General features: G+C 50.2%; 21 protein-coding genes and 1 pseudogene. 8 read left to right on the top strand and 14 right to left on the bottom strand.

Annotation, left to right across the window (positions count from 1 at the left end; genetic code table 11):
• Positions 1–42: 42 nt before the first annotated feature.
• Positions 43–1,857 carry a class I mannose-6-phosphate isomerase gene (locus tag C8P63_RS03605; protein WP_245920656.1) on the bottom strand — a complete coding sequence of 605 codons (1,815 nt, stop codon included), beginning with the start codon at positions 1,855–1,857 and terminating at the stop codon, positions 43–45.
• 390 nt (positions 1,858–2,247) lie between these two features.
• Between C8P63_RS03605 and C8P63_RS03600 the strand changes: the two genes are divergently transcribed.
• The 3 genes from C8P63_RS03600 (at position 2,248) to C8P63_RS03590 (ending at position 5,299) form a co-directional block, all read left to right on the top strand.
• On the top strand, positions 2,248–2,829 hold the full coding sequence (locus C8P63_RS03600) for a hypothetical protein (RefSeq protein ID WP_108021960.1): 582 nt from the start codon (positions 2,248–2,250) through the stop codon (positions 2,827–2,829).
• A gap of 40 nt (positions 2,830–2,869) precedes the next feature.
• On the top strand, positions 2,870–3,385 hold the full coding sequence (locus tag C8P63_RS03595) for a hypothetical protein (protein WP_108021959.1): 516 nt from the start codon (positions 2,870–2,872) through the stop codon (positions 3,383–3,385).
• Positions 3,386–3,592: 207 nt separating this feature from the next.
• Positions 3,593–5,299: a S8 family serine peptidase gene (locus tag C8P63_RS03590; RefSeq protein WP_108021958.1), complete on the top strand. Its 1,707-nt coding sequence runs from the start codon at positions 3,593–3,595 to the stop codon at positions 5,297–5,299.
• Between the two features lie 1,184 nt (positions 5,300–6,483).
• On the opposite strand, the gene C8P63_RS03580 is transcribed toward C8P63_RS03590, so the two are convergent.
• On the bottom strand, positions 6,484–7,017 hold the full coding sequence (locus C8P63_RS03580) for a class I SAM-dependent methyltransferase (protein ID WP_245920655.1): 534 nt from the start codon (positions 7,015–7,017) through the stop codon (positions 6,484–6,486).
• Between the two features lie 382 nt (positions 7,018–7,399).
• On the opposite strand from C8P63_RS03580, the gene C8P63_RS03575 reads away from it, so the two are divergent.
• The 3 genes from C8P63_RS03575 to C8P63_RS03565 all read left to right on the top strand — a co-directional run bounded on the left by C8P63_RS03575 (position 7,400) and on the right by C8P63_RS03565 (position 9,684).
• Positions 7,400–7,951 carry a MauE/DoxX family redox-associated membrane protein gene (locus C8P63_RS03575; RefSeq protein WP_108021956.1) on the top strand — a complete coding sequence of 184 codons (552 nt, stop codon included), beginning with the start codon at positions 7,400–7,402 and terminating at the stop codon, positions 7,949–7,951.
• A gap of 16 nt (positions 7,952–7,967) precedes the next feature.
• Entirely contained in the window at positions 7,968–8,522 is a 555-nt protein-coding gene (locus tag C8P63_RS03570) for a TlpA family protein disulfide reductase (protein ID WP_108021955.1), read from the top strand.
• A gap of 571 nt (positions 8,523–9,093) precedes the next feature.
• Entirely contained in the window at positions 9,094–9,684 is a 591-nt protein-coding gene (locus C8P63_RS03565) for a hypothetical protein (protein ID WP_146172102.1), read from the top strand.
• Here the strand turns inward: C8P63_RS03565 and C8P63_RS03560 are convergent.
• The 11 genes and pseudogenes from C8P63_RS03560 to C8P63_RS03515 all read right to left on the bottom strand — a co-directional run bounded on the left by C8P63_RS03560 (position 9,675) and on the right by C8P63_RS03515 (position 21,322).
• Positions 9,675–11,012, bottom strand: a complete 1,338-nt coding sequence (locus C8P63_RS03560) for an MmgE/PrpD family protein (RefSeq protein WP_108021953.1) — start codon at positions 11,010–11,012, stop codon at positions 9,675–9,677. The two genes, C8P63_RS03565 and C8P63_RS03560, sit on opposite strands and share 10 nt — an antisense overlap.
• A 63-nt stretch (positions 11,013–11,075) precedes the next feature.
• Entirely contained in the window at positions 11,076–12,410 is a 1,335-nt protein-coding gene (locus C8P63_RS03555) for a (Fe-S)-binding protein (protein ID WP_108021952.1), read from the bottom strand.
• Positions 12,403–13,797: an FAD-binding oxidoreductase gene (locus C8P63_RS03550; protein WP_108022010.1), complete on the bottom strand. Its 1,395-nt coding sequence runs from the start codon at positions 13,795–13,797 to the stop codon at positions 12,403–12,405. Before C8P63_RS03550 ends, C8P63_RS03555 begins: the two co-directional genes overlap by 8 nt.
• Before the next feature lie 30 nt (positions 13,798–13,827).
• Entirely contained in the window at positions 13,828–14,754 is a 927-nt protein-coding gene (locus tag C8P63_RS03545) for a DUF6282 family protein (protein WP_108021951.1), read from the bottom strand.
• 14 nt (positions 14,755–14,768) lie between these two features.
• Positions 14,769–15,698 (bottom strand): annotated as a pseudogene (locus C8P63_RS03540) (alpha/beta hydrolase); the annotation flags it as partial.
• A gap of 80 nt (positions 15,699–15,778) precedes the next feature.
• Positions 15,779–16,705 (bottom strand): glycine betaine ABC transporter substrate-binding protein, encoded by a 927-nt coding sequence (locus C8P63_RS03535; RefSeq protein WP_245920654.1) that lies wholly within the window; start codon positions 16,703–16,705, stop codon positions 15,779–15,781.
• 19 nt (positions 16,706–16,724) lie between these two features.
• Entirely contained in the window at positions 16,725–17,456 is a 732-nt protein-coding gene (locus C8P63_RS03530) for an ABC transporter permease (protein WP_108021949.1), read from the bottom strand.
• Positions 17,457–17,482: 26 nt separating this feature from the next.
• Positions 17,483–18,493, bottom strand: a complete 1,011-nt coding sequence (locus tag C8P63_RS03525) for an ABC transporter ATP-binding protein (RefSeq protein ID WP_108021948.1) — start codon at positions 18,491–18,493, stop codon at positions 17,483–17,485.
• Between the two features lie 17 nt (positions 18,494–18,510).
• The gene (locus C8P63_RS03520; protein WP_281258668.1) at positions 18,511–19,164 is read right to left on the bottom strand and encodes an ABC transporter permease; all 654 of its coding nucleotides are present in this window, start codon (positions 19,162–19,164) and stop codon (positions 18,511–18,513) included.
• 222 nt (positions 19,165–19,386) lie between these two features.
• A complete protein-coding gene (locus C8P63_RS18950) occupies positions 19,387–19,542 on the bottom strand; it encodes a hypothetical protein (RefSeq protein WP_170109475.1) in 156 nt (51 codons plus the stop codon).
• On the bottom strand, positions 19,529–21,322 hold the full coding sequence (locus tag C8P63_RS03515) for a nitrilase-related carbon-nitrogen hydrolase (protein WP_108021947.1): 1,794 nt from the start codon (positions 21,320–21,322) through the stop codon (positions 19,529–19,531). Before C8P63_RS03515 ends, C8P63_RS18950 begins: the two co-directional genes overlap by 14 nt.
• Before the next feature lie 237 nt (positions 21,323–21,559).
• Between C8P63_RS03515 and C8P63_RS03510 the strand changes: the two genes are divergently transcribed.
• Positions 21,560–23,665, top strand: a complete 2,106-nt coding sequence (locus tag C8P63_RS03510; RefSeq protein WP_108021946.1) for a PAS domain-containing sensor histidine kinase — start codon at positions 21,560–21,562, stop codon at positions 23,663–23,665.
• Positions 23,662–25,026: a sigma-54-dependent transcriptional regulator gene (locus C8P63_RS03505; RefSeq protein ID WP_108021945.1), complete on the top strand. Its 1,365-nt coding sequence runs from the start codon at positions 23,662–23,664 to the stop codon at positions 25,024–25,026. Before C8P63_RS03510 ends, C8P63_RS03505 begins: the two co-directional genes overlap by 4 nt.
• Positions 25,027–25,312: 286 nt before the next feature.
• Here the strand turns inward: C8P63_RS03505 and C8P63_RS03500 are convergent, their stop codons facing one another.
• The gene (locus C8P63_RS03500) at positions 25,313–25,774 is read right to left on the bottom strand and encodes a hypothetical protein (protein ID WP_108021944.1); all 462 of its coding nucleotides are present in this window, start codon (positions 25,772–25,774) and stop codon (positions 25,313–25,315) included.
• Positions 25,775–25,924: the final 150 nt, after the last annotated feature.

The raw sequence follows: 25,924 nt of genomic DNA, 5'->3' as shown, positions 1-25,924 counted from the left end.
TCCCTCCACCCCTTATTGATCCGGGTCAAGCCCTGTGCCGGATCATGTTCTCACATAGGCTTTGATCGTGACGCATTCTTTGCCCTCCGAAGGCCCGTGGGGACGGATCGTGTATTCGCCGACCGCAGCAGGAACGATGAACGTTTCGGCATAGTGGACGACAAAAGGTTCAAAAGCACCCGAAGGGCTTTCCACCACCGCTTCCTCCCCTTCGACCAGATTCAGCACGTTCACGATCCCGCCGGTGTGATGCGGCACCTTTTTGCTGAACCAGTGCCTCCGCGTCTCGATAAACTCCCGCTCATGCAGTCCGGTCCGCTCTTCGCGCCAGCCGTCTCCCCTTGCCACCTCTTCCACGCGGTTGATCAGATTTTTTTCCACCCATGGAGTGGTCCGGTTCCATTGGATCACTTTCTCACCGTGTTCAATGTGCACGGGCCGCGGTTTGCCATCCAGGTCCACACGCCCCCAATCCCACAGCTTGAATGTAAAAATATACGGAGTGGCGCTGATTTCGAGCACCATGCTGTTTTTGCCGGAACAGTGCACCGTCCCTGCCGGGATCAAAAAATGGTCATGCTTCTTTGCCGGAAAACGGTTGACATATTTTTCATCGGGAAATTCGATCTCACCGTCTTGGGCCCGCTTCAAGTCGCTGACCATCTCCTCCGGGTCAATCCCTTCCTTCAGACCGAGGTAAACGACGGCATCCTCTTCCGCATCGAGGAGATAGTAGCTCTCATCCTGCGTATAGTGCATGCCGAACTGCTCCTGGATATACTCGGTCAGCGGGTGGACCTGCAGGCTCAGGTTCTGCCCGTCCATGGTGTCCAAAAAATCGAAACGAATCGGAAACTCCGTGCCAAACCGGGCATGAACGGGATCCCCCAGCAGTTCCACCGGATAGCTGTACACCAGATCGACCGACGGCACTTCCACCCGGATTCCACCGTACAGAAGATACAGGCTGTTTTCCTCCGGCACGCAATCAAACGCCCAGGCAAAATTGCGTTCACTCCGGTCCAGATCGCATACTTCCTTCATCCACTGGCCGCCCCACACCCCGGGCTTGAAATACGGGACCACACGGAATGGCCGGGCCACCGTCTGCTTGAGTCCTTCCCGGAACGCTTCTCTGGTGATCATTTTCGGATGATCACCGAGGTTCGTGTCAAGCAAGTAGTCCATCTTCGGAAGGAGCTCTTTTTTGAGCCGGTCAGCCACACGCCATTCGAAAAAGTATCCCCTCTTATACTTCCGAAGAGGATCCTCCTCCCGGTTGTCCGCTTTCCAGTTGCCCATTTCCCCGCTCTCGTAGCGTTTCTGGATTTCCCACCGGGCCAGGTCGGCGTAAATCAGGATGTGTTCGGAATTCCCGTTCGCGTTGTTGCCGGAGCTGTGGTTTGCACCCGGGTTTCCCTGAGTGATGATGCTGGCGCCGACTCCGTAGACGAGGATGATACCGTTTTCAATTTCCGCTATTTTTTTCTGACAGTCCCGGAGTTTGGACACATCGAAAAATTCCTCCAGTGAAGCATGAGACATCAAACCGAACACCCGGTCTTCGGTCAGGTTCCTTTCGATCATCCGGGTCACCTGCTCCGGCGGGTAAGACACCTCGTCCGCGTGAATGGTCAGCACGGGCTGAAGGCCTTCTTCAAACGCCCTGCGGATTTCCGCCTCGCGCACCCCCGGGTAGCACTCAACGGTGACGACCGTTTTCCGCTTGCGTCCAAGCCTGCTCCGGATTTCCCGGATGATCGACGGATAGCCTTGCCAGGCCTGTCCTTCAACTCCCTCGACCCGAACAAAAGGTTCCTTGTCATAGTTGGACTTTCCCACTCTATACCGGTTCAACTCGACCACCTCTTCTAATGGAGAATAGGGACAAACCGTACCGATTGAAAGTGAAGGACCTCCGTGCTCCACTCACCGGATCCTGGTTGGATACGTTTTTAGTTATAATGTTATAACATTATATCTTATACAAAGCATAAAAGAAATCAACGAAAATGTAAATGGGATTGCGCATGGAAAAAAGAGGGAGATAAGCCGGCGGGCAATTTTTCCGGTTGATTTCAGTAACCATTAAAGCTTCTATATTGTTCCAAAATGATCAGAATACAGGATATTTTGTATAACGAAAGTCCTAAAGAAAAACCAATCTTTCCCCTTATATACGAAACGGGATTTCTCCCCTTACACTCGAAACTGTAGTTAAACTTGCAAAAAAGGAGCGATTGTTAAGTGAAGCGCATTCTTCTTTCCCTGTCTACAGCAAGCCTGTTGGCCTTCGGTTTGGCAGCTCCCACCACGGTATTCGCCGACGATCATCTCGATGTGAAAGACGGCGTCAACGACACCGCGGAAGAATTGCAAAACGGAGCCAACCAAGGTGCGGATCGAGCCAAGGAAAAGGCCAACCAAGGCGTCGACGAAGCCCAGAAGCAAATCGACGATGCCCAGGACAAAGGCAATCAAACATCCGACGAAGCCCAAGAGTCGGCCAATCTGACCTTCGAAAAAGCGCTGAACCTGTTCAACCAGGAATGGAACTGGGCCGCGGATTATCTTCAGAACAGCCAGGAAACGCTGGCACTCGTGATTGAGCACACCCAAGGCAAATTGGACGAAACCAAAGGGAAAGCCGAGGACAAAGTGAATGCGGCCAAGGACAAAGCCGAGAATAAAGCGAACCAAGTGAAAGAAAAAGCGGAAGAAGAATCGGCCCCTTACAGTGATGCCGCCGAAAAACAGGTGGATGACACCAAAGATGCCGCAGAACAGCAAAAGGAAATCATCGGGGGAGACGACCCGTCTGAAGAGTGATTCAAATGCTTGAAACTGACAGCGGAAAGGAGAGACCACGTTGGCCTGCAGCATGTGGAAGCGAGCGGGAATGCTTTCCCTCATCGTCCCGGCGCTGTTGATCGCCGGGGGATGTTCCGAAAGCCCGTCGGATGCGGGATCCGCTGAAGAAGCCTCGGGCGGACAAAGTGAGCAAGCCGCCGAACAGACCGGCGCATGGGCGAGTGCCACCCGGGATGCCATGACCTTGGCCCGTGAAGGGATTGAAACGATCGGTCAGGGATTCTCCTCCTGGACGGACGACCCGCAACAAGGGGGAAAGAGGGTCAAGGAAGGCATCCAAAAACTGGATAAAGCCTCGTCCCAGTTGGAACAGACCCCTCCCCCTTCCAACGAGGGAAAAGAGCTTCACCAACAAGGGAAAGCATTGATCCAGGAATATATTGCACTTTCCGAACAAGGTCTGAAAGCCGCTGAGGCGAAAGACGCACAAAAACTGAGCGACATCGCCAACCAGCTGAAAGATCTGAATCAAAAGCTGAAAGAATGGAACGCCAAAGTAAAGGAAATCGGCTAGCATCAACCCGGCCAACCCGGTTTTTCCTTTCAGCTGCGTGGTACTGACGAAATGGAGATCCTTCCGGTCAGAACCCTCCGCCACGAATCGGCGGAGGGTCTTAATAAAGCAAAACGGAACAGATCTTCTATTATTTCAGCAATATTCCAATTGATCGACATCGTTTATAATAGAAGATGATTTTACACGAGGAGGGATATATGTAAGTTGAAAATTCTCATCCGAATCACCCTTTGTCTATTGCTGGCATGGTTTGTCTTGGTGCCGATGCAAGCGGGCGCCGCCGATCTTCCGGAGATCGACCCGATTCTGAAAAGTGCGGACAAACTGAAAGCGGTCCAGAATGATCTCCGTAACGTCCGAGTCATCCTCACCTACGACGACCGGCCGACCTCCGAAGATGTCGCCGCTCTCCGGGATCGGGGTCTGAAGACCCACACCTTCGACCACCTGCCCATGATCGCCGTACAAGGTCCCTACACCGCCATCCAGGAGCTTTTCGATCAAGACCACCTTCGCTCGATCTTTGCCGACAAGAAGCTCGACTACCTGTTGAAAGACAGCGTTCCGTACATCGAAGCCGACCGTGTCTGGAGCGAGCTCGGCTACACCGGTAAAAACGTGGGGGTCGCCATCATCGACTCCGGAGTGGATGCTCTCCATCAAGACCTCTCCTACGGGGAAAAGACCGTTCAAAATGTGAAAATTCTGTCCAACAACTTCTTTACCGATGAAATGATCGTTCAGGAAAACCTTCCGAACACCGACACCACCAGCGGCCATGGAACCCATGTCGCAGGGATCATCGGCGGTACGGGTGCCGCATCAAACGGCACCTACAAAGGAGTGGCCCCGGATTCCAACCTGATCGGCATCGGTGCCGGGGACGCCCTTTTCATCCTCTATGCGCTGGAAGGCTTTGACTACGCCATCGAAAATCAAGAGAGGTACGGGATTGACGTAATCAGTAACAGCTGGGGAACCACCGGGGAATACACCCCGAACGATCCCGTCAACGTCGCCAGCAAAGTCGCCCACGACAAGGGGATGACGGTCGTCTTCGCCGCCGGAAATGAAGGGCCGGAAGAAAACACGCTGAACCCCTACTCCGTGGCTCCCTGGGTGATCGGGGTGGCCGCAGGGACCAAAGACGGGAAACTCGCCGATTTCTCCTCCCGCGGAATCCCGGGGGACAAGCTGTATCACCCGACCCTCACCGCTCCGGGCGTGGACATTGTCTCCACCCGGGCTTCCACCGGTTCCACCATCAACGCCCTGACGGCCGCCACCGACGCCACCTACATCCCGCCGCAATACATTCCCTTCTACACCACCGCGAGCGGGACCTCCATGGCCACGCCGCATATCTCCGGTGTGGTCGCCTTGATGAAAGAAGCCAACCCGGAACTCACCCCGGATGTGATCAAAGACGTGCTGATCAGGACCGCCCGCCCGATGGAAGGATATCAAGAGTATGAGGTGGGGGCCGGTTACGTCGATGCTTACGATGCCGCCGCTCTGGCCAAGAAGGTCAAGGTGAAGGCCCCGAAGGGGGGCGGGACCGAAAAAGAGGTTCCCACCTACAGCGTGACCGAAACCTGGTCCGGTGAAATCGGGCCCAGCGCGGACGGCACCCCGGTGGAAGACAAAGATGAAAAGATCCTCACCATCGACAAAAAAGCCGTCTCCGCCACCGTCCGCATCGATTGGACCAACCCCGCCACGGACTTGGACCTTTATGTCTACGGCCCGGATGGCAGCCTCGTCGGCAAATCCGCTCAGGGAGTGACCGATTTTGAAGAGACCACCATCCTGGACCCGGCTGCCGGTGAATACAAAGTGGTGATCGAAGGTTACCTCTCCACCGTTGAACCCTATGAAGGCACCGCCACCATCGATTACGCCTTGCGCTGACAAACCCTTTGAAACAGATCCCCCGGCGACGGACGCCGGGGGGTTTTCATGGACTCAAAAAATCCGGGCGTTCTCCATTCAGGGTCCTTGCGGCCATCCATCGGGACGACTCCCTCTCCCCTCCAGAAGCGTTGTGAAAAAGTGAGCGGCAGCATTTACCCAAATCCGCTCCGGCTGCACTCTCACAGACCACAAGTGCTATTTTGGGTGAACGCTTCCCCTTTTCTCGAAATGAACATGAAATCACAACGCTTCCAGGATTCCGGGACCGTTTTAATATACTTCAGGGGTAAAAGTCCCCCCCTTATTTCGGATGGGGGTCCAGTCACCAAGCCTTTCGGGTTATCAAAACCAAGACAGCGACGATGAGGTGGAAAAGCTATTTTTATTAATTTAAATTTTATTATGAAAAATTGAAATAATATCACCGATTTATTACTACAATGAAACAAGGCCAAAACGTGAAGGAGGGATCGGTATGGATCCGGATTGATTCGCTGGGGAGAACCATTGAAGAACGCCTGAGGCGGGGGTGGCGACCCTTCTTTTCCTGCACCTTGTGGGAAAGGAGGTGATTCCGATGATGGAAACCATCATGCTGCTTGCGCTTATGGCACAAGTCGTTCAACTGTGTTTCCTAATCTGGTCACAAAAAAAATGACCCGCCTCGCAAACGGCGCGCCGGCAAGGGATATAGAAACGGGATCGGCAACAATCGTCGGTACAGTTTCAGTGATTGGGGAACATACACCGAAAAGAGAGGTTCAATGTGAGAAACCGCTATCATGGACCATTCATCAAACGGATTGTCAGGGCGATCCACGGACTTCATCAAGCTTCTCCGTTCGCCGGAGGAACCAAAAAGGTCCCGTCAGGGTTTGCGATCGGGTGATGGATTGGAGATGGTCGTCATTCTTAACCGCTTCGGCGAGCCTTTCAAGAGCATTCTTTTCTTGAAATTTCTCCGGTAATCCCGCTGACGGATTTTACACGCCTGTACGATTGGATCGGTATGACGGTTTTTTATGCCGTCCTCGGCTTCTTTTCATATTTCATTGAGTTTGGTCTTTATGACAAAGGGAGACGGCGCAGGAACAGGTTTAAACCGACTTCGACGGAAAGATACGTTCAGGGAGTGCTGTTCGGAGCCCCCCTTCTTCAGGGGGGGCTTTTTCATTGATATGTCATAAAGAATTGGCCCACCCGCCATCTCCTCCGGAGTGTTGTGCACAGAAAAATAATTCATGGTAAAAAAGACCTTTCCGGAACCGTTTCAAAACTTGGCAATGAAAATGATGATGCTGAAACAGATGGAGATATTCCTTTTCATTACGGATATACTCTCCATGATCAAACCAGGTCATCAAACGGTTGGAGAGTGGTTTATCAGCAAATAAGCAGGGTTCAATCACGATAATTGTACCTGTTGTTTTTAAAATGCGTCTAAACTCCTTCATATAGCGGTGAATCTCTTCTGAAGCAATGTGATGTAACACCGCAACGATCAAGATATAATCCATGCTTTTATCTTCAACAGGGAAACGATGATGTTTAAAAACATCAAACGTGTACTCGGGATAAAGCTTTTTTGCGTAAGCAATACGTCGATGGTCAGGATCGATGCCTATGTAACCTTCAGGAGAAAAGATCGGGCAATTGGCTCCGGTACCTGAACCAAAATCCAGAATATGACCCTCTTTAACAGGAAAGTGATCCAAAAGTAGATCATGAATATATTTTTTGGTAAACCATTTGGGACGGATCAACCGATGGTATAGGTATGGAGATACTTGGTTGTTAATGCCTGTTCACTGCTTTCCTGTATGAATTGATAGGTTAATTTGTCCCGGTTTTTATGAAAACATGCATCATAACACCGGATCAGTGAACCATCATATCGGATGCTGTGAATTGGGGCAGACTGTCATAAACTCTTCAAAGAAGGCACCATCTGTATAACCGGGTCATAACCTATGGGTGGAGGGACGAAAGGACTCTCATGGGGTTGAATTCAGCAAGAAACTGCGGTGAACGAGGATCAATGAACCCCATACGAAAGTCCTCTGACAAAAATCATGATCGGGAGAAGGGAAAAAGGGAATGGAAGAAATGATTTACAGTGTTCTGACCATCTATCTGTGTTCCATCTTCCTGTTCTCGTCGGTCTTTAAATTCCTCCGTCTCCCATCCTTTGTGGTATTGGTCGAAGCCTATGGAGTCCTCCCATCACCCTATGACCGGATCTTCGGTTATCTGTTGCCGCCGATGGAGTTGTTGGGAGCCGGTCTGCTTTTGTTCCAAAGCACGGCTGTTTGGGGAAGCTTTCTTCTTATGGGACTGCTTTTGTGTTTTGCCTGTGCGATTGGGTCCGTGATTCGGTCGGGGAGAGTCATTTCTTGCGGCTGTTACGGAAGTTTTATGGAAGCACAAGCAGATGGATGGGCGCTCACCAAAATTGGGTTCCTTTTTGCCTTATGTACTGTGTTGGCTTGGGGTCACCATTTCTCGGACACGATCCACTTCCGGCCACCTTTGATTACCGTCGGAGTTACTGCAGCTCTTCTTACCCTGTTGGTTCAAAAGGTGTGGTCATCTCATCAAAAGGCATTGTCTAAACTCAAATACCTTCAGAAACGCTCTTCGGCCCGTTAACGAAAGGAGGAAGACAATGAATGAGGTGTTGCTGTACTCCAATGTTCTGTTGTGGGTGGTTGTGCTGTTGATCGGGTTTACCCTCTTCATTCTCTTTCGCCAGTTTGGTGAAGTGTATTTGAGTACCGGAGAAAGTATCGCCCGGGATGGTATTGCGATCGGAGACCACGTTCCTTTATTAAATAACCGGAGAACCTTGAACGGACAAACGGTCCGCGATCAACCGGGCAAGCCCACCCTGATGCTTTTTTTGAGCCCCACCTGCGAGGCCTGTAAAGATCTGATACCCGATTGGAACCAAGCCTTTCATGAACGTAACGATATCCATTTTCGCGTCATCGCTGTCGGGAACAAAGAAAAGACGGCGGAAATGGTGAAGACACGAAAATTGGAAGGAGAGCTGATCCCCGACGAGGATCACAGTATCCTGGAAAAACACCGGGTCCGGGTCACTCCGTTCGCTTTTATCCTGGATGAAAAAGGGGTGGTGCGCGGCAAAGGACTCTGCAATGGCATGGAACATATCCATGGGTTGATCTCGTACCTGAACAGCGATTTTGTCAGGGTATAAGGGGAGAGGTGACAAAACCCGTGAACCAGCTTAAAAAAATCGAAGGATTTAGCCGCTTACTTGCGGAGAACATCGCCCGATTGGTGGATAGAAAAGGTTTTTTGAAAACCATATCGGTGGGTGTATTCGGGGCCTGTATGGACTTTGCCATGCGGCCGGCAAATGTCTTCTTGACCGCTTCTCCACGTTGGTGCCAACTTTCGTGGCCGGGACCTGGGTGTAATCCCCCTTTTGGTCGCTTCTGCAGCGGGTGCCCCGGTCCAAGCGGGAACAGAAAGTGTCCTCCCGGATATAAAGTTTCGTATGCCTCTTGGAACCAGACGGGGTGTTGGTGTCGAACCACTTCCATGGGTACCTGGGTCTGTTGCGATTGCACCCTGGGTCGTAATCCATACATCCATTATTCCACGGACTGTGCTTGTAGCTTTTTTGTTCCGTATTAGATACCGTTTTCTTCGGAGGTGAAAACATGGCGACATCCGCGGTTTTTCATCACAGTGAGGTGATCATCGCCGCCTTCTTGGCCTTCATCGCAGGAATCACAACCTTCACATCAGCTTGAGGGATCAATGTGACCCTGGCGGTCCATCCTCTTGGTGAGAGGATCCCCATCCGTATGTGGTTCAAAAGAACGGGAATGTACGCCCTGTCCATCATTTTGTCGGGGGCTTTTTTTGGTTTTCTGTTCACGGATGTGTTCTTCCTTCTTGGTGTTCTGTTACCTGATCCGGTAAAAGTGTCTTTGCTGTCCGGTCTCGTGCTCTTATACGCGCTTCATGAACTCCGATTCCTCAAGTTGAAAATTCCACAACGGCGTTGGCAAATTCCCGGAAGCTGGGTAAGCCGACGAAACGGCATGGATATGGTGGTGTGGGGAGTCATTCTGGGAGCAGGGATTTTTACATATATCCCTCATAGCAGCTTCTACATTTTGTATCTGTTCCTCGGTTTTTTCCTGAATCCTCTCTACGGAATATTGCTGGGAGCCCTCTATGGCTTTTCCCGTATGATTCCCTCCTTGATCCTGGGGATCGTGCCCTATGTGACCCGGTATAATCGAAGCCTCGATCTAGCATTATCAAGGACAGTGACTGATCTCAGCCGCGGCTTGAACTTTGTCGTATTGGCGATCACCTTCTTCTATTTGATTTTTCAATTATAGAGGCGTTGTGAAAAAGTGAGCGGAGAGGTCAACTCGCGAATATCGTCAACCTTCTCCAGTTCACAGATCAGCTCAAATATCTTTCCACTCTTCCTCTCACCCATCCAAGGTTTCATGAGACACATAAACTTTTCCCGCTTTTCCGTCGCAGTTAAAGGAAAGTCATAATCCCCTTTCGCTTGAACCACGCCTGAACGATATAAATCCCCTTTTGACGTAAGGATCTCAACCCGGCTACATGCTTTTTGCGGAAACTTTCGGTCCAGATCATTGTCGATTTGAACCTCGATTTTATCCATCACATCCAAAATCTCTACATCATCCAGTTTATTTAATACCTGATCCGGACCCACCTCGCCAAATACCAAAAATGCCGCAATGGGAAAGGGAAGGTTATATTGAGCTTCTTCGGTACTTTGGGGGGACTTTGTCGATAAACGGGAAGACTCCGTAAAAGTGTGGACCACGACCTTATCGATCTCCTGATGGGTCATTTTTTTCTCCCCGAGTATTTCTTTCACTCCTTCGATGGCTGGCTGCGCCCAACGGCAGCAAGCATAGGTTTTGAAATACAGATGTTGTATGTGATGAATCTCACCCAGAGTATGCACCTGTTCTAAGCCGGGTTCTGTCGAAAACAGCGATGGGACGCCTGTAAATCCTTCTTTGGCTAAATAGACGGAACTGACCCCGGTCATACTGCCCCAGGCGATGGCATCCTTTACCATGGAAGGGAAATGGATGCACCGCATCATCGGTGAATAGGTGGAATGATACTCCGCGATACCCAGTGCCTGCTCCGCAGCGGACGTAGTTAACCCAAGAATGTTAGCAACCCCCGCAGCGGCGCCCAAGGCTCCCCAAGAACCTGTGCAGTGATATTCCGGCCTCCATTGATGGGCCACAATCCCGGCCCGGATCCCCACTTCATATCCGATCAGGAGTGCAGTCAGAAACCCTTTCCCATTGACCCTCTCTTCCTCAGCCGCCGCCAGTACAGCGGGAAAGACGACTGCCCCGGGATGACCCTTGGTTAAACGATGTCCGTCGTCCAAATCGAGGGCGTTGGCCGATGTGGCATTGACCAGTGCGGCACCTGCGGGCCTTAATTTCCCCGGAAATGCAATCAGACTACTCTGCCCATTCTTCCATTCCGTGCAGGCGAATTTTCTTGTGATCCGAGCCGCCTCGGTTTGAGCACCGGCCACGGTGCAGGCCAGGATATCCGCCAAGGCTTCCTTTAAGGCTTGAAGAGTGGCCGGACTTACATGATCCAATGTCCCGTTGAGAATATATGATCCTAAGGGATGTTCTCCGGATACAGACATTTTTTCCCCCCATACACATCACAAAAAAAGGACAGCATCAACCAGTTCCCCCATATCAGGGTTCTATCGATCTTTCTCACTCTCCGGCCGCCCTAAGGGCCTTGCCTCGCTTAGCAATTCCACGAGATGAACTGCACGCATTCGCTCTTCCAGGCACTCTCTTTTGATGCCAAGCTTCATCTGCAGCAGACAACCGGGATTTGTGGTAACGAGCGTATGGGCACCGGTCATTTTCACCTTGTCCATTTTATGATCCAGGATCTTCATGGATTCATCGAATTGAAGGATGTTGTAAATGCCGGCGGATCCGCAGCATCGTTCCGATCCCTCCATTTCCCGGTAAACGATACCCGGTATGGATTTCAACACGCGGAGCGGAGGTTCGACAACGTGCTGCACGTTCAACATATGACACGAGGATTGGTAGGTGACCACTTCCTTGACCGGTTTGGTAAAGGTCAGGGTATCCAGTTCAACCAGTACTTCACTGATGTCTTTCGTCCTTGCGACAAACCCTTCCGCCCGTTCCTGCCAATCCGGTTCGTCCTCGAATAATTCCCCGTATTCAATAAGTCTCGCACCGCAACCGCCGGCATTAATCACGATATAGTCAACATCTTCCCCTTCGAAGGCCTTTTCGAAGGCTTTGATGTTTTTCTTGGCCAATTCCTTGGAGATCCCCTGTTTTCCGGAATGAGCATGCAGCGCTCCGCAACACGTCTGCCCGTCAGGAATAACCACGTCGGCACCGGCCCGGGCCAACAGATCGATCGTCTTGGCATTGATCCCGAAAAAGAGGCTGTCCATGATGCAACCTGTAAAAAAACCGACTTTGGCTCTTCTTTGGCCGGCTGTTTTTACGACCTTTGGACGGTGCATTCTTTCAACCGGAGAGGGTAAATCAGGCAATATCTGTTCAAATTGTTCCAGATGAAGCGGAGCCGCCTTTGTCAATCCGGTCATCCGCCCCAAGGTCTGCAAACCGGATTTTTGATAAAACCATGAGGCATGACCGATGGTGTTCATCCAGGCTTTGGATGGAAAAACCTGTTCAAAAATGAGTTTTTCCACCACTTTTTGTATTTTCGTTTTCGGTTTTTGTTCGTCCAACACTTGTTTGGCGCCTTCCAGTATTTTTCCGTATTGGACATTAGTGGGGCATACGGTGGAGCAGGCGTTGCATCCCAAACATTTGTCAATCGGTTCTTGCAGTGCTTCGATGTCGACCTTTCCCTCAGCGAATTGTTTGATGAGATGGATCCGGCCCCGTGGTGAATGAGTTTCCTTCTTCATGGACTCATAAGTGGGGCAAGCGGGCAGACAATAGCCGCATTGAACGCAATCGAAGGTTTTTTCGTAATGAATTTTTTTCTGCCGGTCTTTCAATCGATCAACCATTCCGCAACACCAACGAATCTTGACCCGGTTCGGGGAATATTTTTCCCGGATTCAGAATGTTGTTCGGATCCCAGGCCCCTTTGATCCGATTCATCATCTCCAAACCGAGGGGACCCAATTCTTTTTCCATAAATGGTGCCTTCATCGTCCCGATCCCGTGTTCTCCCGACAGGGTGCCGCCTAAATCAATCGCCGTCGTGAAAATCTCGCCGACCGCTTGCTCGACACGGATCATTTCCTCGGTGTCCCGTTGGTCGCAGATGATATTCGGATGCAGGTTGCCATCACCCGCATGACCGAAAACGACGAGGTGGATATCATATTTTTCTTTGATTTGCTTCAGACGGTCGATCATCTCGGGGATTTTGCTCCTCGGGACGGTGGCATCCTCGGACACTTTTGTCGGCTTGACCTTCACGATGGCCGGAGAAACCAATTTTCGCGCCAACCAGAGTTGATCGGCCTCTTCCCGGGTTTGGGCGACCACCGTTTCCCGCGCGCCGACCTCCCGTATGATCCGCTCGGTTTCGCCCATCTCCTTCTTGAGAGTTTCTTCATGTCCGTCAAGCTCAATCAACAAAATGGCTTCCGCATCTACAGGCAACCCGATCGGCCGATAAAGTTCCACCGCAACGATCGAAGCCTGATCCATCAGTTCGATTTTGGCCGGTAAGATCCCCGATGTCAGGACTTTCGAGATCGCTTTTCCGGAAGTGACCAAATCGTCGAATACAGCCATCATCGTTCGAGTAGCCGGAGGTTTTGGAATCAGTTTTAAAATCGCTTCGGTGATGACGCCGAGAGTCCCTTCCGAGCCAACGATCAACTTGGTCAGATCATAACCGGTAACGTTTTTCATCGTTCGTCCGCCGGTACGGATGAGGTCGCCTTCGGGAGTCACCACCTCGAGGCCCAGGACATAATCCTTTGTCACGCCGTACTTTAAACCCCGCGGTCCGCCCGAATTTTCTGCGAGATTTCCCCCGATCGTGGAGACATGGGAACTGCTGGGATCGGGCGGGTACATTAATCCGTACTTCTCCGCGGCTTTATTGATGTCGGAAGTGAGGACCCCCGGGGAAACGATCGCCACCAAATCGTCCGGATCGATCTCCAGTATTTCCCTCCATCGGGACAGGTCCATCACAATTCCTCCCTTGACCGGCAGCGGACCGCCGCTCAAAGAAGTTCCCTGACCCCTCGGGTAGACAGGCACCCGGTATTCGTTGGCCAATTTGAGCACCGCAATTACCTCGCTCACGTCTTTCACCTGAACGACCGCCTGAGGAAGATGGTTTCCGAAAGAGGCGTCGTAGCTGAAACTGTGCAAATCGGGCAGATCCGTGAGGAAACGGCCCGGATGAAAGATCTGTTTCAGCTCTTTCATCCATACTTCATCCAAAGGAAATCCCCCCTTTCACTCTTCCATTGATGTGGTCTCCCCGACCGCTTTTCTTGCGGGAAGATTGAGCAGCTCTTTCGGATTGATCGAGACCATCCGTTCGATATCGTATTCCGGGATCCCGTTGTCCAACATCTTCTGTATGAACTCTCCCAACGCTTTCACAGGAGCTGGATTGTGGGCCTGTCCATAATCAGTCACCATGATGCACGAACCGGCACCCAATTCCTGGATGTTTTTGGCCATGGAACCCGGTGAAATGTCATAAAAATCGGGCCCGCATGCCAGATAACACTTTTCCAGAATACACCCCTGTCGGACGAGAATTTTTTGTAGGTCCAATGGAATCCTGGCAATTCCGAGGTCCGCATGTTGGATCAAGATCTTCTGGACCCCGATCTTGCCCGCCTCCCGCACGAGGATCTCAACTTCATGGGGAGCCAAGTGTCCGGTGGCCAACACGATATCTTGTTCAGCGATGAGATGCAGAATTTCAAAGACCTCGGGCCAAAGCTTCCCTTCATCGTCCACCACCCGGATACCGCGGGACAGATGGGGCAGGGATTTTTCACTGTGAAACAGTTTCCCGGTCGATCGGCGGCTGTAATATTTTTGATGCTGTTCGGCTGAAATCGTCGGCATCCATATGATCTTGGCCCCCATCTGGATCGCGACATCCACCACCGCCGGAGACAACCCTCCGCTGAAGGCGTTACAGACCAGCCCTCCATAGATGTGGAGGTCCGGATGTTTTTCCCTGAGCAACGTCGCACGATCGTAGGTTTGACCTTCATGGGCTTTCAAAACGACTCCGGCCATCTCCGCACGCCGGACATCCTGGATCAGCTCCCAGTCGGTCTGTTTTCGGGGAAAGATGCTCGGCGAACTGTGTACATGCAACTCAATCGCACCTTTTAACAACGGGTGAAAAGTAGAATCCATCCTCATCCCTTCCACTATGACACGATGGACTGTGCCAGCGAAGTATGACGAAAGCTTCCATCGAAAAACATGATCAGTTTCTCCATCATCTTCAGGAACTCTTCATGGTCGGAATACATGAAATCATTGTGTTTGCCGTTGATCGTATACAACTCTTTGGGTTCGCGGGCGGCCTCATAAAGCGAAATGGCTTCTTCATAGGGGTGGAGCAGATTGTCCGAACCATGGGCGATGAACAGCGGCACCGGGGAGAGGTCCTTCACTTGTTTTTCCACATTCATCCCGATGATGCTTTCCGTGAATTGCAACCGGGTCTTCTCGCCGAATCCTTTGACCGAAGCCAATTCTCTGGTCACGTAGGACTCTGTCGCCGGATCCAACGGATAGTGAATGAACGGATCGGCCAAGAGGGATTCTCCTTCGGTTACCCTGCGATTTCGGTCTTCTTCCAATGTTTCAAGAATATTACGCCAATACTTGTAGGTGTGTACCGATTTTAACCAACGTTCGCCGTTGTAAAATCCGTTTAACGCGGCTACCGCTGAAACGCGCTTGTTTTTCACCGCAACCTCAATCACGTTGGAAGCACCCATCCCCCAGCCGATCAAACCGATCCGGTTACGATCAACATGCTCCTGCAATTGCAGGAACGTGATCGCGTTGTCGATGTCCTGGACTTGTTCGGAAAGGATTACCCTCCCCTTCTTCCCTTCGCTGTCGGCAAATCCACGGTAGTCAAAGCCCAAACAAATGTAGCCCTCCTGCGTCAGACGTTTCGCAAACATCTTGGGATAAAATTCATTAAAGCCGTTGTAACCGGAGTTGGGAATGATGGCCGGCCGTCTGTCCCCTTCTTTCATGTCATCCGGCAAGTAAAGGGTACCCTGCAACTTACAGCCTTCACTGTAAAAAGAGATCTTCTTTTCATTCATGAACAATGGACCTCCGTTGGCCGTGGTTTCGCGAACAAGCCCATTCTGCTGACTTCAGAGGTTTTCCGGTTGAATGCCTGCCCACACTCATTTTATTTTTGAATCAATTTTTCCGAGACCAGCCATTCCCTGGCGACTTTTGTCTCGTTTTGATGGTCCACGTCCACTTTGTAATTGAGTTCCATCATATTTTCCGTTGTCAGACGTCTCGCCAGATCATTCAACAATCCTTCTATCTTTTTATTTTTACTTAAGACATCTTTTCGAATGACCGGTGCCGCATGATAGACGGGGAAGAACTTTTGATCGTCTTCCAACGACACCAAATTAAACCCTTTGATTCGTCCATCCGTTGCAAAACCCACGGAGACGTCCACTTGCTTCTCTTTTAGAGCATTGTATAAGATCCCGGAATCCATCTTTTTAACACGGTTGGTCGGAAATTGAAACCCATATTTCTTCTCGAGGCCCTTCATGCCGTCCTGACGGGAATAAAATTCCGCATTGGTTGCAAACCTCAAAGCCTTCGGGTTCTTCTTCACGTACGCAGCCAGATCGGAAAGAGACCGGATGTTCAGCTTTTCGGCTTGATCCTGCCGCATCAGAATTGTATAGGTATTGTTTAACTCCGCCTGCTCCAACCAGACCAGGTCATTCTCCGCATCCAGCTTTTTCACCTTTTTAAAGGCCGCAGCCGGATCGGTTTCGGCCGGCTCCTTCAGAAATACCATTAAGGCGGTACCCGTATACTCCCAGTACATGTCGATCTGTCCGTTTTCCAGAGCGGACCGTGCCACGCTGCTTCCCATGCTGCCCGCTTCTTTCACCTTGTACCCCTTTTCCTTCAAATAAATGGAAGTAATCTTGGTCAGGAGATGTTGCTCTGTAAAGTCTTTTCCGCCAACGGTGATCTCACCGGATTGGGCACCGTCCCCCATACTGCTGCCGCAAGCGGTTCCCATCATCATGAGAGATACGATCATCAATGCAAACCATAAGCTTCGCCAAGTAAAATTCAAGGGTGTGAACCTCCTTAAATCAGTCTGATTCCCAATGCAACCCTTTTGGAATGATCCGTTTTTCCAACTTGCCCAGCAAAAAATCAATCGTAATCGCCAACATCGTTACAGGAACCGCACCCGCCAGCATAATGCCGGTATCGTAAAGAGAAATCCCCGTGAAAATGAAATCGCCCAATCCCCCTCCGCCGATGAGAAAAGCCAGAGCGGCCGTTCCGATATTAATGACCGTGGAGGTTCGAATTCCCGCCAGGATCGCGTAAGAAGCGTTGGGAAGTTCCAGCTTCCACAGGATTTGAGACGGTTTCATTCCCATCCCCTTGCCCGCATCGATCACCGACGGGTTGACACTTTCGATCCCCGCGATCGTGTTTCTCAGGATGGGAAGCAACGAATAGAACCACAGGGCAAAAACGGCCGTTTTATATCCCAGTCCTAAGTACGACATCACCAGCGCCAGCACAGCTAAACTGGGGACCGTTTGACCCACGTTGGCGAAATTGATGACGATCCAATCGAATTTCTTAAAGCGGGGCCGGGTGATGAAGATTCCCAGGGGAACAGCGACGAGGACCGCCAAAAAGGAGGACAAGCCGACCAACTTCAGATGCTGTCCCAACAGATAGATCAATTCGTCCGGGTTATCGGCGATAAACCGGAATGAGCCCGCAACATAAGCCCAGCCGATAAAACTGATAATTACCAGAAACAGCCCTGCCCGCACCACGTTTTCCCATTTCTTCTCCGGCATCGGTACCTCCCCTCCCTATTTCGAATTTATTGGACGATGGATTTGAGTTGTGCGGGATGCACCTCCACCAACCTTTCAAAATCGGCGATGGTGATGTTGCCAAAAGCGTTTCCTTCTTCGTCCACAACCGCCGCGGCTCCCGTGGGGGAAGATAACAGAACAGACAGGGCATTCCTCAGGTCTGAGTCCCGACGCACCGTAGAACCACCACAAGCTTCCTTGTAACTTTTCTGTTTTTTTTGACGGACAGCTGCCACCCGCTGAAGCAAATCGTCGACAGTCAGGAGGTTTAACCGTTTCAACGTCCGGTCGCTCCCCACAAATTGGCTGACAAATTCATTTCGGGGATTGGACAGGATTTCGTTGGGAGTCCCGTACTGCATCAACTCTCCGGCATTAAAGATGGCGATGGCATCCCCGAGTCGGATCGCCTCATCGATATCATGGCTGACAAACAGGATGGTTTTTTTGACGGTTTTTTGTATCCGCAAGAACTCGTTTTGGAGGTGCTCCCGAATGACGGGATCAAGAGCGCCAAAAGGTTCGTCCATCAGCATCACCGGAGGGTCTGCTGCCAGCGCCCTGGCCACGCCAATCCGCTGCTGCTGGCCCCCGGATAACTCCCAGGGATATCGATTGCGATATTCATCAGGGTCCAGCCCCATCATATCCATCAGCTCATTATAACGATGTTGGATTTTCACCCGATCCCAGCCCAACAGCCGGGGAACGACGGAGACGTTCTGTTCAATTGTCATATTGGGAAACAACCCGGTCTGTTGGATGACATATCCGATCGAACGCCGCAACTGGATCGAATCGAGGGACTGGATGTTCTCTCCGTTGACTTCGATCAGGCCTTCGGTCGCTTCGATCATCCGGTTTACCATGCGGAGGAGAGTGGTCTTGCCGCAGCCGGAAGGGCCGATCAGCACACAGATTTCCCCCTTCTCCACCGACAGGTTGACCCTGTTTACCGCTTTTACTTCTTTGTCTCCGCTTTGGTACACTTTGGTCACATTATTGAACTGGATCATCCAACTCACCCTTCCTGTTACTTCGAATCGGCAGTCCGGGGCGAAATCCATCTTTGGATTTGTCCGAGCAAAAAGTCGGACCCAAGAGCCAGTACAGACACGGAGAGCGCTCCTGCCTGCACCATGGTGGTGTAACTGGTAGAAATGCCCCGGGAGATATAATCCCCCAGCCCGCCGGCCCCGATATAGGCTGCAATGGCAGCAATCCCGATGGTTAAGATCACCGCCATTCGAACCCCTGCCATAATGACGGGCAACGCCATTGGGATTTCCACCCGAATCAATCGTTCCCTTGTCGTCATCCCCATCCCCTTCGCCGCATCCCGAATATTGGCGTCCACATTTTTCACGGCAACATAAGTGTTCCGGATAATGGGAAGCTGAGAGTAGAGAACCAAGGCACAAAAGGCTGGTAAGAAACCGATCCCATGGTTGATGATGGATAAAATGGGGATCATGATACCGAACAAGGCAATGCTTGGAATGGTCATGATTACCCCTGCCACAGCTAAAACGAGATTGGCCAGCCTTTCTTTCTGGCTGATGTAGATTCCAAAGGGCACTCCGATCAGAATCGAAAGGCCCACGGCCAGCCCGACCAGTTGGATGTGTTCAAGGGTCTTTGCCAGCATCTCACCCCAATGCTGTTGGAAAAACTCCAGCAATTCCACATGGCTGTCCTCCCCTCGGTCTCTAAAATCTTTTCTTGCTTACACCAAAAGATATAAGCAAATTCAATACCAACCCCTACAATCCTTGTGATTGATTGTCAGGTCAGAAGAAGGAAAGCCTAGCTGTATACCGGGGCTTTCCCTGTCTTGAGGCTGAACTCCATTGTGCTGCTGACCCGCTTTGCAAGAATTCTCGATGCTTGGCCTCTTCGATTATGGAGGTCAAATAATTTTTACAATTGTAAACATTATTTGACCCTTTGATGTTGAAAAAAATTCACCCTCCGCACCCTGCCCGGAAAGATGGAAGGGTTTTGGACGGGAATAAAGAATGCCCGTCCTGTCATCTTTGGTAAAAGATTTTTTACGCAGAGCCATTGGACAAGAAATCTCCCTGACCTATTCCTCCCGTCCCGCTTAACATGGGGTAAACCAGCGGTTTATAGAAAGGTGTTCTCCTGGAACGATTCACTCGTTCTTGATGAAACCAGCTGTCAGATTGGATCGTCGGAAAATGTCCCCACAACACTTCTTCTCCTTTTCCGGAAGCAACAACCGGTTGATCCAGCCCCTGAACATGGTCCAGGGTGAAAATGGCACTCCGCCCCCCATAGCCACATGTTGTGCCGACAAAATTGGCTACGACGGTACAAGCCTGTGCACTCCTTGCAATGGTGGACCACGCTGTCAGAACACCTTGTGGGTATTTGATGGCAGGTGCCGGGCCGGGTTCGGCTGTCCGACTGAAATCGCCGCACCAAGCGGATGGAACGGCGACGATCTCAGCCCTTTTGACCGCCATCACCCCCGCCACTTCCGGAAAACCCGCATCATATCCAATCATGAGGCCGATCCGGCCCAACTCTTCCGTGGAAAAAACGGAAATTTGATCCCCGGGAACCGCCCAATGTCGGTCCGACGGTCCTAAATGGGTTTTTCTGTATTTCCCTGATATCTTCCCTTCGGGTGTCACAATCACCGCCGAGTTATAAAGTTTCCCCTTCTCTTTTTCGATCAGCCCGAATACGATGTGGCACCCATGGGTATGAGCCAGTTTTTGCATCTCGAAAACGGTGGTGCCTTTCATCCCTTCTGCCAGACCGTCGATCTGTTCCAGGTTCAGGTGATTGACCGGGCCAATGAAGGATAGTTCGGGCAATACCAACAGTTTTGTCACTGAAGGAACTGAACCGAGATAATGGAGAGATCCCCTCGTCAACTGTTCAACCTTTTTCAGATTGGCGGGTTTGTCTCCCGGGACCGGCTCGTATTGTAACGCGGCGGCCCTGATATCACGATGTGGGGCTTTGTTACCGTAATCCCAAGGACCTACATACAGCATGAGATCCTTGTACAAAGCGGACCTCCTTTCTCTCAACCGGTCCTTGGATTCGTTTCTGTAAAGAGCAGGATCGATTTCGGCTGAGACGAAAGTCGTCTCTTCCACCGCCTCTTTCGGGGACGGAAGATAATCCGCTTCCTTCAATTTCTCCCCCCTGGGGGACCATATGGCGCTGGCCCCCACCATATGGTATCCCTTCTCCGTGTTGGAACGGTTTGCACTGACGATGTAGAGACCGTTCGTTTCTGCCCATGCCTGCAAATATGCGATCGACTGACCCGATGAATTGGTGGGAAAGGCAAGGATGTCCGCTCCCTGTACCGCTGCCAACCTGGAAGCCTCAAAGTAGATAGAATCCATGCAGATCATCATGGCGATATTTCCAATCTCCGTCGGATAAACCGGTAAGCCCAAATCCCCCCAGCAGGCCCAATTTTCTTCCGTCGCCCACAGATGCATTTTTCGGTATTTCCCGATATATCCGTCCGGACCTACCAAGGCCGCAGAGTTGTAATAGAGCCCGGTTTCCGGCTCGTGCTCCGGCAACCCCAGAACAATGTAGGCTCCGTATTGCCTGGCAATCCATTCAAACCGGTTCGTCGTGATCCCGGGTAACGTATCGACAAAGGGCGAGATCGCTTCACGGTCCTCATAAGTATAGCCCGTTGTCGCCATTTCCGGAGTCACGATGAGCTTTGATCCGTTTCCAGCCGCCTCCCATACGGCTTGGAACAACTCCTCGATGTTTTTATCTCTGGCACTTAATTTCGGATTGAATTGAATGCCGGTTGCTTTAAAAGGTACTGGTTTCACCATACCGCCCCTCCTTCGTCTGCAATGATCGGAATAGGGAAGAAAGTAATGAGGCAGGCATAAGAGTCCATCTACGTTATGATTTCCATCAATGAACCCCAAAAACATCTCCTTCCCCGATTCAATAGCAATTTGGATGCCAACGCCCGTGGTCCTTCCCGTTCCTGTACGCCACTCTGCACAATCCTGTATAATGAATGAAAAACTTTGTTACAAAACAGATAAATCAGAGGTCGATCCATGAATGTATTTAATGCGAAGCTGACCAAGCGTTATTTCATCATCGTTTTAGCCGTTATATTATTTACACTCTCTTCGATTTATTGGATCACCAGTGTGGTTCTGAATTCTTCCCTTGAAAGACAAATCCAATATCGGGATGAGTTGATTGCGAGTACGATCAGCAGAAGAATCGGTGTCACCATGGAGCGCATAGTCACCGATTTAAGGTATGTATCGGTTTATGCAAAGGATCCGAAGGGGGAACGGAACGTCTATCTCAAAGAGATGGAACGCATCGTTTCTCATGAACCCCTGTACCTTTTTATCCAAGTTTACGACCAACAGGGAAACCCGTTGGTAAGGGTGCCGGATCGCCAATTTCCCAAACCTTTGCAATTCACTGAACTCCATCAACGGTTATCTTGGAGTAAAACTCATTACATCTCCAATTTGACAACGCTTCCGGACGGCACCAAAACGATTGCCATTGCTTACCCGACTCTGGATCAAGAGGGAAATTACATGGGAGGAGTCATTGCTTACCTCAATCTGAATACGCTCTCCGATTATTTAAAAGAATTCGCCATCGGAAAGAAAGGAACCAACATCATCGTGGACCGAAACGGTTCGATAATCGGGGACAGCGACATGAAGAGGATCGGAAAGCCTTTTGAAAGTCATACATTGACAAACCATCTTCAAAAAGATCGGTTTGGCATGTGGGAAGGAAAACTATCGGGGGAAGACTGGATCGTCGCATACAGGCCCATGTTGTTGGGTGAGATGGGCTTGCTGACGGGAGAGACCATCGATCAGGCAATGGAACCGGCTCGTGATGTACGCACTCTCATGCTTCAGGGATTTTCCATTGTTTTATTCATCGCAACCTTCCTGACGGTCTTCGGCACATCCCGGGTAGTAAAGCCGATATTACAGTTAATCAAACAGGTGAAGGAATATAAAGAAGGCAAACGGAGAAAATTCGATTTTTTGGACACGAAAGACGAACTGAAAGATTTATCGACGGTAATGGAACAGATGGCCAACCAATTGACTGAAAAAGAGAGAAGACTCTACTACATTCTGGAATCGATCCCTTACGGTGTGATCACAACCGATCAAGACGGGAAAGTCACAACAATGAACAAAGGTGCGGAAAATCTGACCCTCTATGAAAAAGAAGAAGTGATCGGTAAATATATTTATGAGTTGCCGTTAAAGGACAGCAAAGAGGAATTTATCTCTTGGAAAACGTTGCGGGAAGGCCGGGCATTCGAAGAAATCGAAAGCTATATATTCGATAAAGACAAACAAAAACACGATGTCATCATCTACTCTTCCCTTTTTCGAGGGGAGAATCAAGAGCTCATCGGGACCATCCTCGTGATCCGGGATGTAAGTCAAATGAAAAAATTGGAGGAACATTTGAAACGGAGCGAACGACTCGCTTCCATGGGCCAATTGACAGCCGGTATCGCCCATGAAATCAAAAACCCTCTCAGTATCATTCAAGCCGCCGTGGAAGCGATCCAAATGGAACTGAACGAGAGTGAATTGGAAAATAAAGAAATGGAAGAGCTGACAGATAATATTCTGGAATCTTCCGACAGAATGAACCGATTACTTACTGATTTTTTAAAATTGACCAAAGGATCCGATGTGCACAACAGAGAGAGAATCGATCTCATCCATGTGTTTGAGGAACTGCTGAACCTTTTTCGGAAGAAATTAAATGACCAAGGAATCACCATACACAAACAATACGAAGTGCGGGAAGCCCCTGTCTACGGGAACAAAGATCAACTGATCCAAGTGTTTCTCAATATCCTGTTAAACAGCCTGCAGGCGATGGATCAGGGTGGAGAGATCCGTTTCCGATTACTTGAACAATCCGGGTATTGGCAGATAGAAATTGCGGACACCGGCAAAGGCATACCCGAGCCGCAGCTCAAGTGGATATTCAACCCACTCTTTTCCACAAAAAACGAAGGTACTGGTTTGGGTCTGTCCATCGCCCATGAAATTATTACACACCATGGAGGAAGGGTGTGGGCATCCAGCACAGAACATAAAGGAATGACAATCACCATTCAATTGCCGAAGGAGAAGGGGGGCTTAACTTGAACACCCTGTTGTTTGTCGACGACGAAATCCAGCTGTTGCGCATTCTCGCCTCTTCATTCAGAAAAAAAGGGTACGAGGTCCACACGGCTTTCAACGGGGGGGAAGCACGCAAAAAACTGATCAAGACGAAAGCCGATATTATTTTTCTCGATTTAAAGCTGCCGGACACGACGGGGATCGATTTATTACAGGAATTTGTTCCTCTCTATCCGGAAAAACTGTTTGTTATCATGACCGCATACAGCGATGTGGAAAGTGCTGTGACGGCAATGAAGGCCGGTGCATTCGATTATATCGTAAAGCCGGCTAAATTGGATGAAATGCAGGTCGTAATCGATAAAGCCACTGAGTGGCTAAAAATGAAACGGGAAAACGTCTACTTGAAAGAAACATTACAACAAATTCAATCCGAGGGAAACGTGATCGGCGTCAGTTCGTCGATGAAGCGTATTTTTGAAATGGTGGAGCGGGCGGCAAATACGAATGCAACCATTTTGCTTGAGGGGGAGAGCGGCACAGGGAAAAGTTTGATTGCGCGCATGGTTCACCAGCTGAGCGAAAGAGAAAAAAAGCCCTTTATCTCCGTCAACTGTGCGGCAATCCCTGAACAGCTTTTGGAAAGCGAGCTGTTCGGATATGAAAAGGGATCCTTTACGGGGGCCCATTCCAGCCGAAAAGGTAAATTTGCAGCAGCGCACGAAGGAACGATCTTCTTGGATGAAATCGGGGAAATTCCCCCTTCCTTGCAGGGAAAACTGTTGCAAGTCATCCAGGAAAAATCGTTTATGCGGTTAGGAAGCAACACGTTGGAAAAAGTCGATGTCCGCATTATCGCCGCAACCAACCGCGACTTAAAAAAAAGGGTCGAAGAGGGAGCTTTTCGGGAAGATCTGTACTACCGGTTAAACATCGTGGACATCTATGTTCCTCCATTACGGGAGCGGAAAGAAGACATCCCCATTCTGATCGAGACCTTTTTGGAGAAGAACCGGACAAAATACAACAAATCTTTTCACCTTTCATCTGAGCTGAGAAATATTTTGATCGATTATGATTGGCCCGGTAATGTTCGAGAATTGGAAAACGCTGTGGAACGGGCTGCCGTTCTATGTAGCGGGAATCAGTTGTCCATTGATGACTTTCCCCCGGAAATCAAACACATTAAACAAAAGGAGAACCAGGAAATTCCTGATCAATGGCACCCTTCCCTCTCCTTGCCTGAGCATCTGGAACAACTCGAAAAACAATTGATCCTGTCCGCTTTGGAACAATCCAGCGGACAAATCACGGGTGCAGCCCGAATCCTTTCGATCTCAAAACAACGGTTGCTTTACAAAATGAATAAATACTCCATTCGATAGCCCCTCCGGTACCGACCGGAATAAAGTGCATTTGGAATACCAAACCACCCCGTCGGATCGTTGACGGGGTGGTTTTTTTTACGGCCTATCTCGACCGTGTATTCCGCTTTTAATTTTTCACATTCAGCAGATTGGACAGGATGATCTCAATGTTTGACATTCATTCCCTGCCATTTCGGTCGGAAACACAAGAATGACTGTGAATTCGATTTAGGGGGGCCTGACCCATTCCGATCCTAAAAACAGGCCTTACTCGACTTCAGGCCGGTCATTCCGATTGAACCACTTACTTTATGATTCCTTTGTTTTTGCATTGCAGGATCTCTTCCAAAAATTCATCGACCGGGTCGGGCAGCTTCTTCCCTGCTTTTCGCAGGCAGCTCCTCATATGGGTGGTTAACCATCGGAGCTCCATTTCCTCGTCCTTTAACTCCGGATTGTCACCCAGCATGTCCAGCAACAACCCCATCGACCGCACCTGTTCCCACAATGCCTGGACGATGAGGTGCTCCTTTTCCACCTGGTCCACTTTTCCCATCCCTTGGACCTGGTTTTGTTCCCTCTCCTTTTGAAGGTACCGAAAAATGTGATTCACGATTTCCTTGGCCTGCTTCAGGTTCTGCCGAAGAAGGTTGCTCTCGTTTTCATGTTCCGGATCCATGAGGGACCATGTGATCCGTTGTTCTGAATCAATCTGTGCTTCCAACGCTTTTAACAATTTCAACCGTTCCTTTTGCTTCTCCGTCAAGCCACCTTTCCCCCTTCTGCACCTTGCTTATGACCATTATGACATGAATTCGGTTCAAAAAACTTTCCTCTTATTTCTATCAGGGGAAAAGATCATCCGAAGGACAGGCCCCGGAATATCCCGGTTGTGACTGCCGTAAGCCATGGGAGA

The sequence above is a fragment of the Melghirimyces profundicolus genome (assembly GCF_003054245.1).
GTDB lineage: Bacteria > Bacillota > Bacilli > Thermoactinomycetales > DSM-45169 > Melghirimyces > Melghirimyces profundicolus.
Note: the sequence above shows the minus strand (reverse complement) of the source record. Positions and strands in the feature narration are given on the sequence as shown.

Coding starts and splice junctions, on each gene's coding strand:
- C8P63_RS03530 (WP_108021949.1), bottom strand. CDS start 17,456: ATGCCGGAGAAGAAATGGGAAAACGTGGTGCGGGCAGGGCTGTTTCTG.
- C8P63_RS03550 (WP_108022010.1), bottom strand. CDS start 13,797: ATGAAAGAGCTGAAACAGATCTTTCATCCGGGCCGTTTCCTCACGGAT.
- C8P63_RS03545 (WP_108021951.1), bottom strand. CDS start 14,754: ATGGATTCTACTTTTCACCCGTTGTTAAAAGGTGCGATTGAGTTGCAT.
- C8P63_RS18950 (WP_170109475.1), bottom strand. CDS start 19,542: ATGGCTCTGCGTAAAAAATCTTTTACCAAAGATGACAGGACGGGCATT.
- C8P63_RS03575 (WP_108021956.1), top strand. CDS start 7,400: ATGGAAGAAATGATTTACAGTGTTCTGACCATCTATCTGTGTTCCATC.
- C8P63_RS03555 (WP_108021952.1), bottom strand. CDS start 12,410: ATGGTTGATCGATTGAAAGACCGGCAGAAAAAAATTCATTACGAAAAA.
- C8P63_RS03560 (WP_108021953.1), bottom strand. CDS start 11,012: ATGTCTGTATCCGGAGAACATCCCTTAGGATCATATATTCTCAACGGG.
- C8P63_RS03570 (WP_108021955.1), top strand. CDS start 7,968: ATGAATGAGGTGTTGCTGTACTCCAATGTTCTGTTGTGGGTGGTTGTG.
- C8P63_RS03525 (WP_108021948.1), bottom strand. CDS start 18,493: ATGATCCAGTTCAATAATGTGACCAAAGTGTACCAAAGCGGAGACAAA.
- C8P63_RS03510 (WP_108021946.1), top strand. CDS start 21,560: ATGAATGTATTTAATGCGAAGCTGACCAAGCGTTATTTCATCATCGTT.
- C8P63_RS03515 (WP_108021947.1), bottom strand. CDS start 21,322: ATGGTGAAACCAGTACCTTTTAAAGCAACCGGCATTCAATTCAATCCG.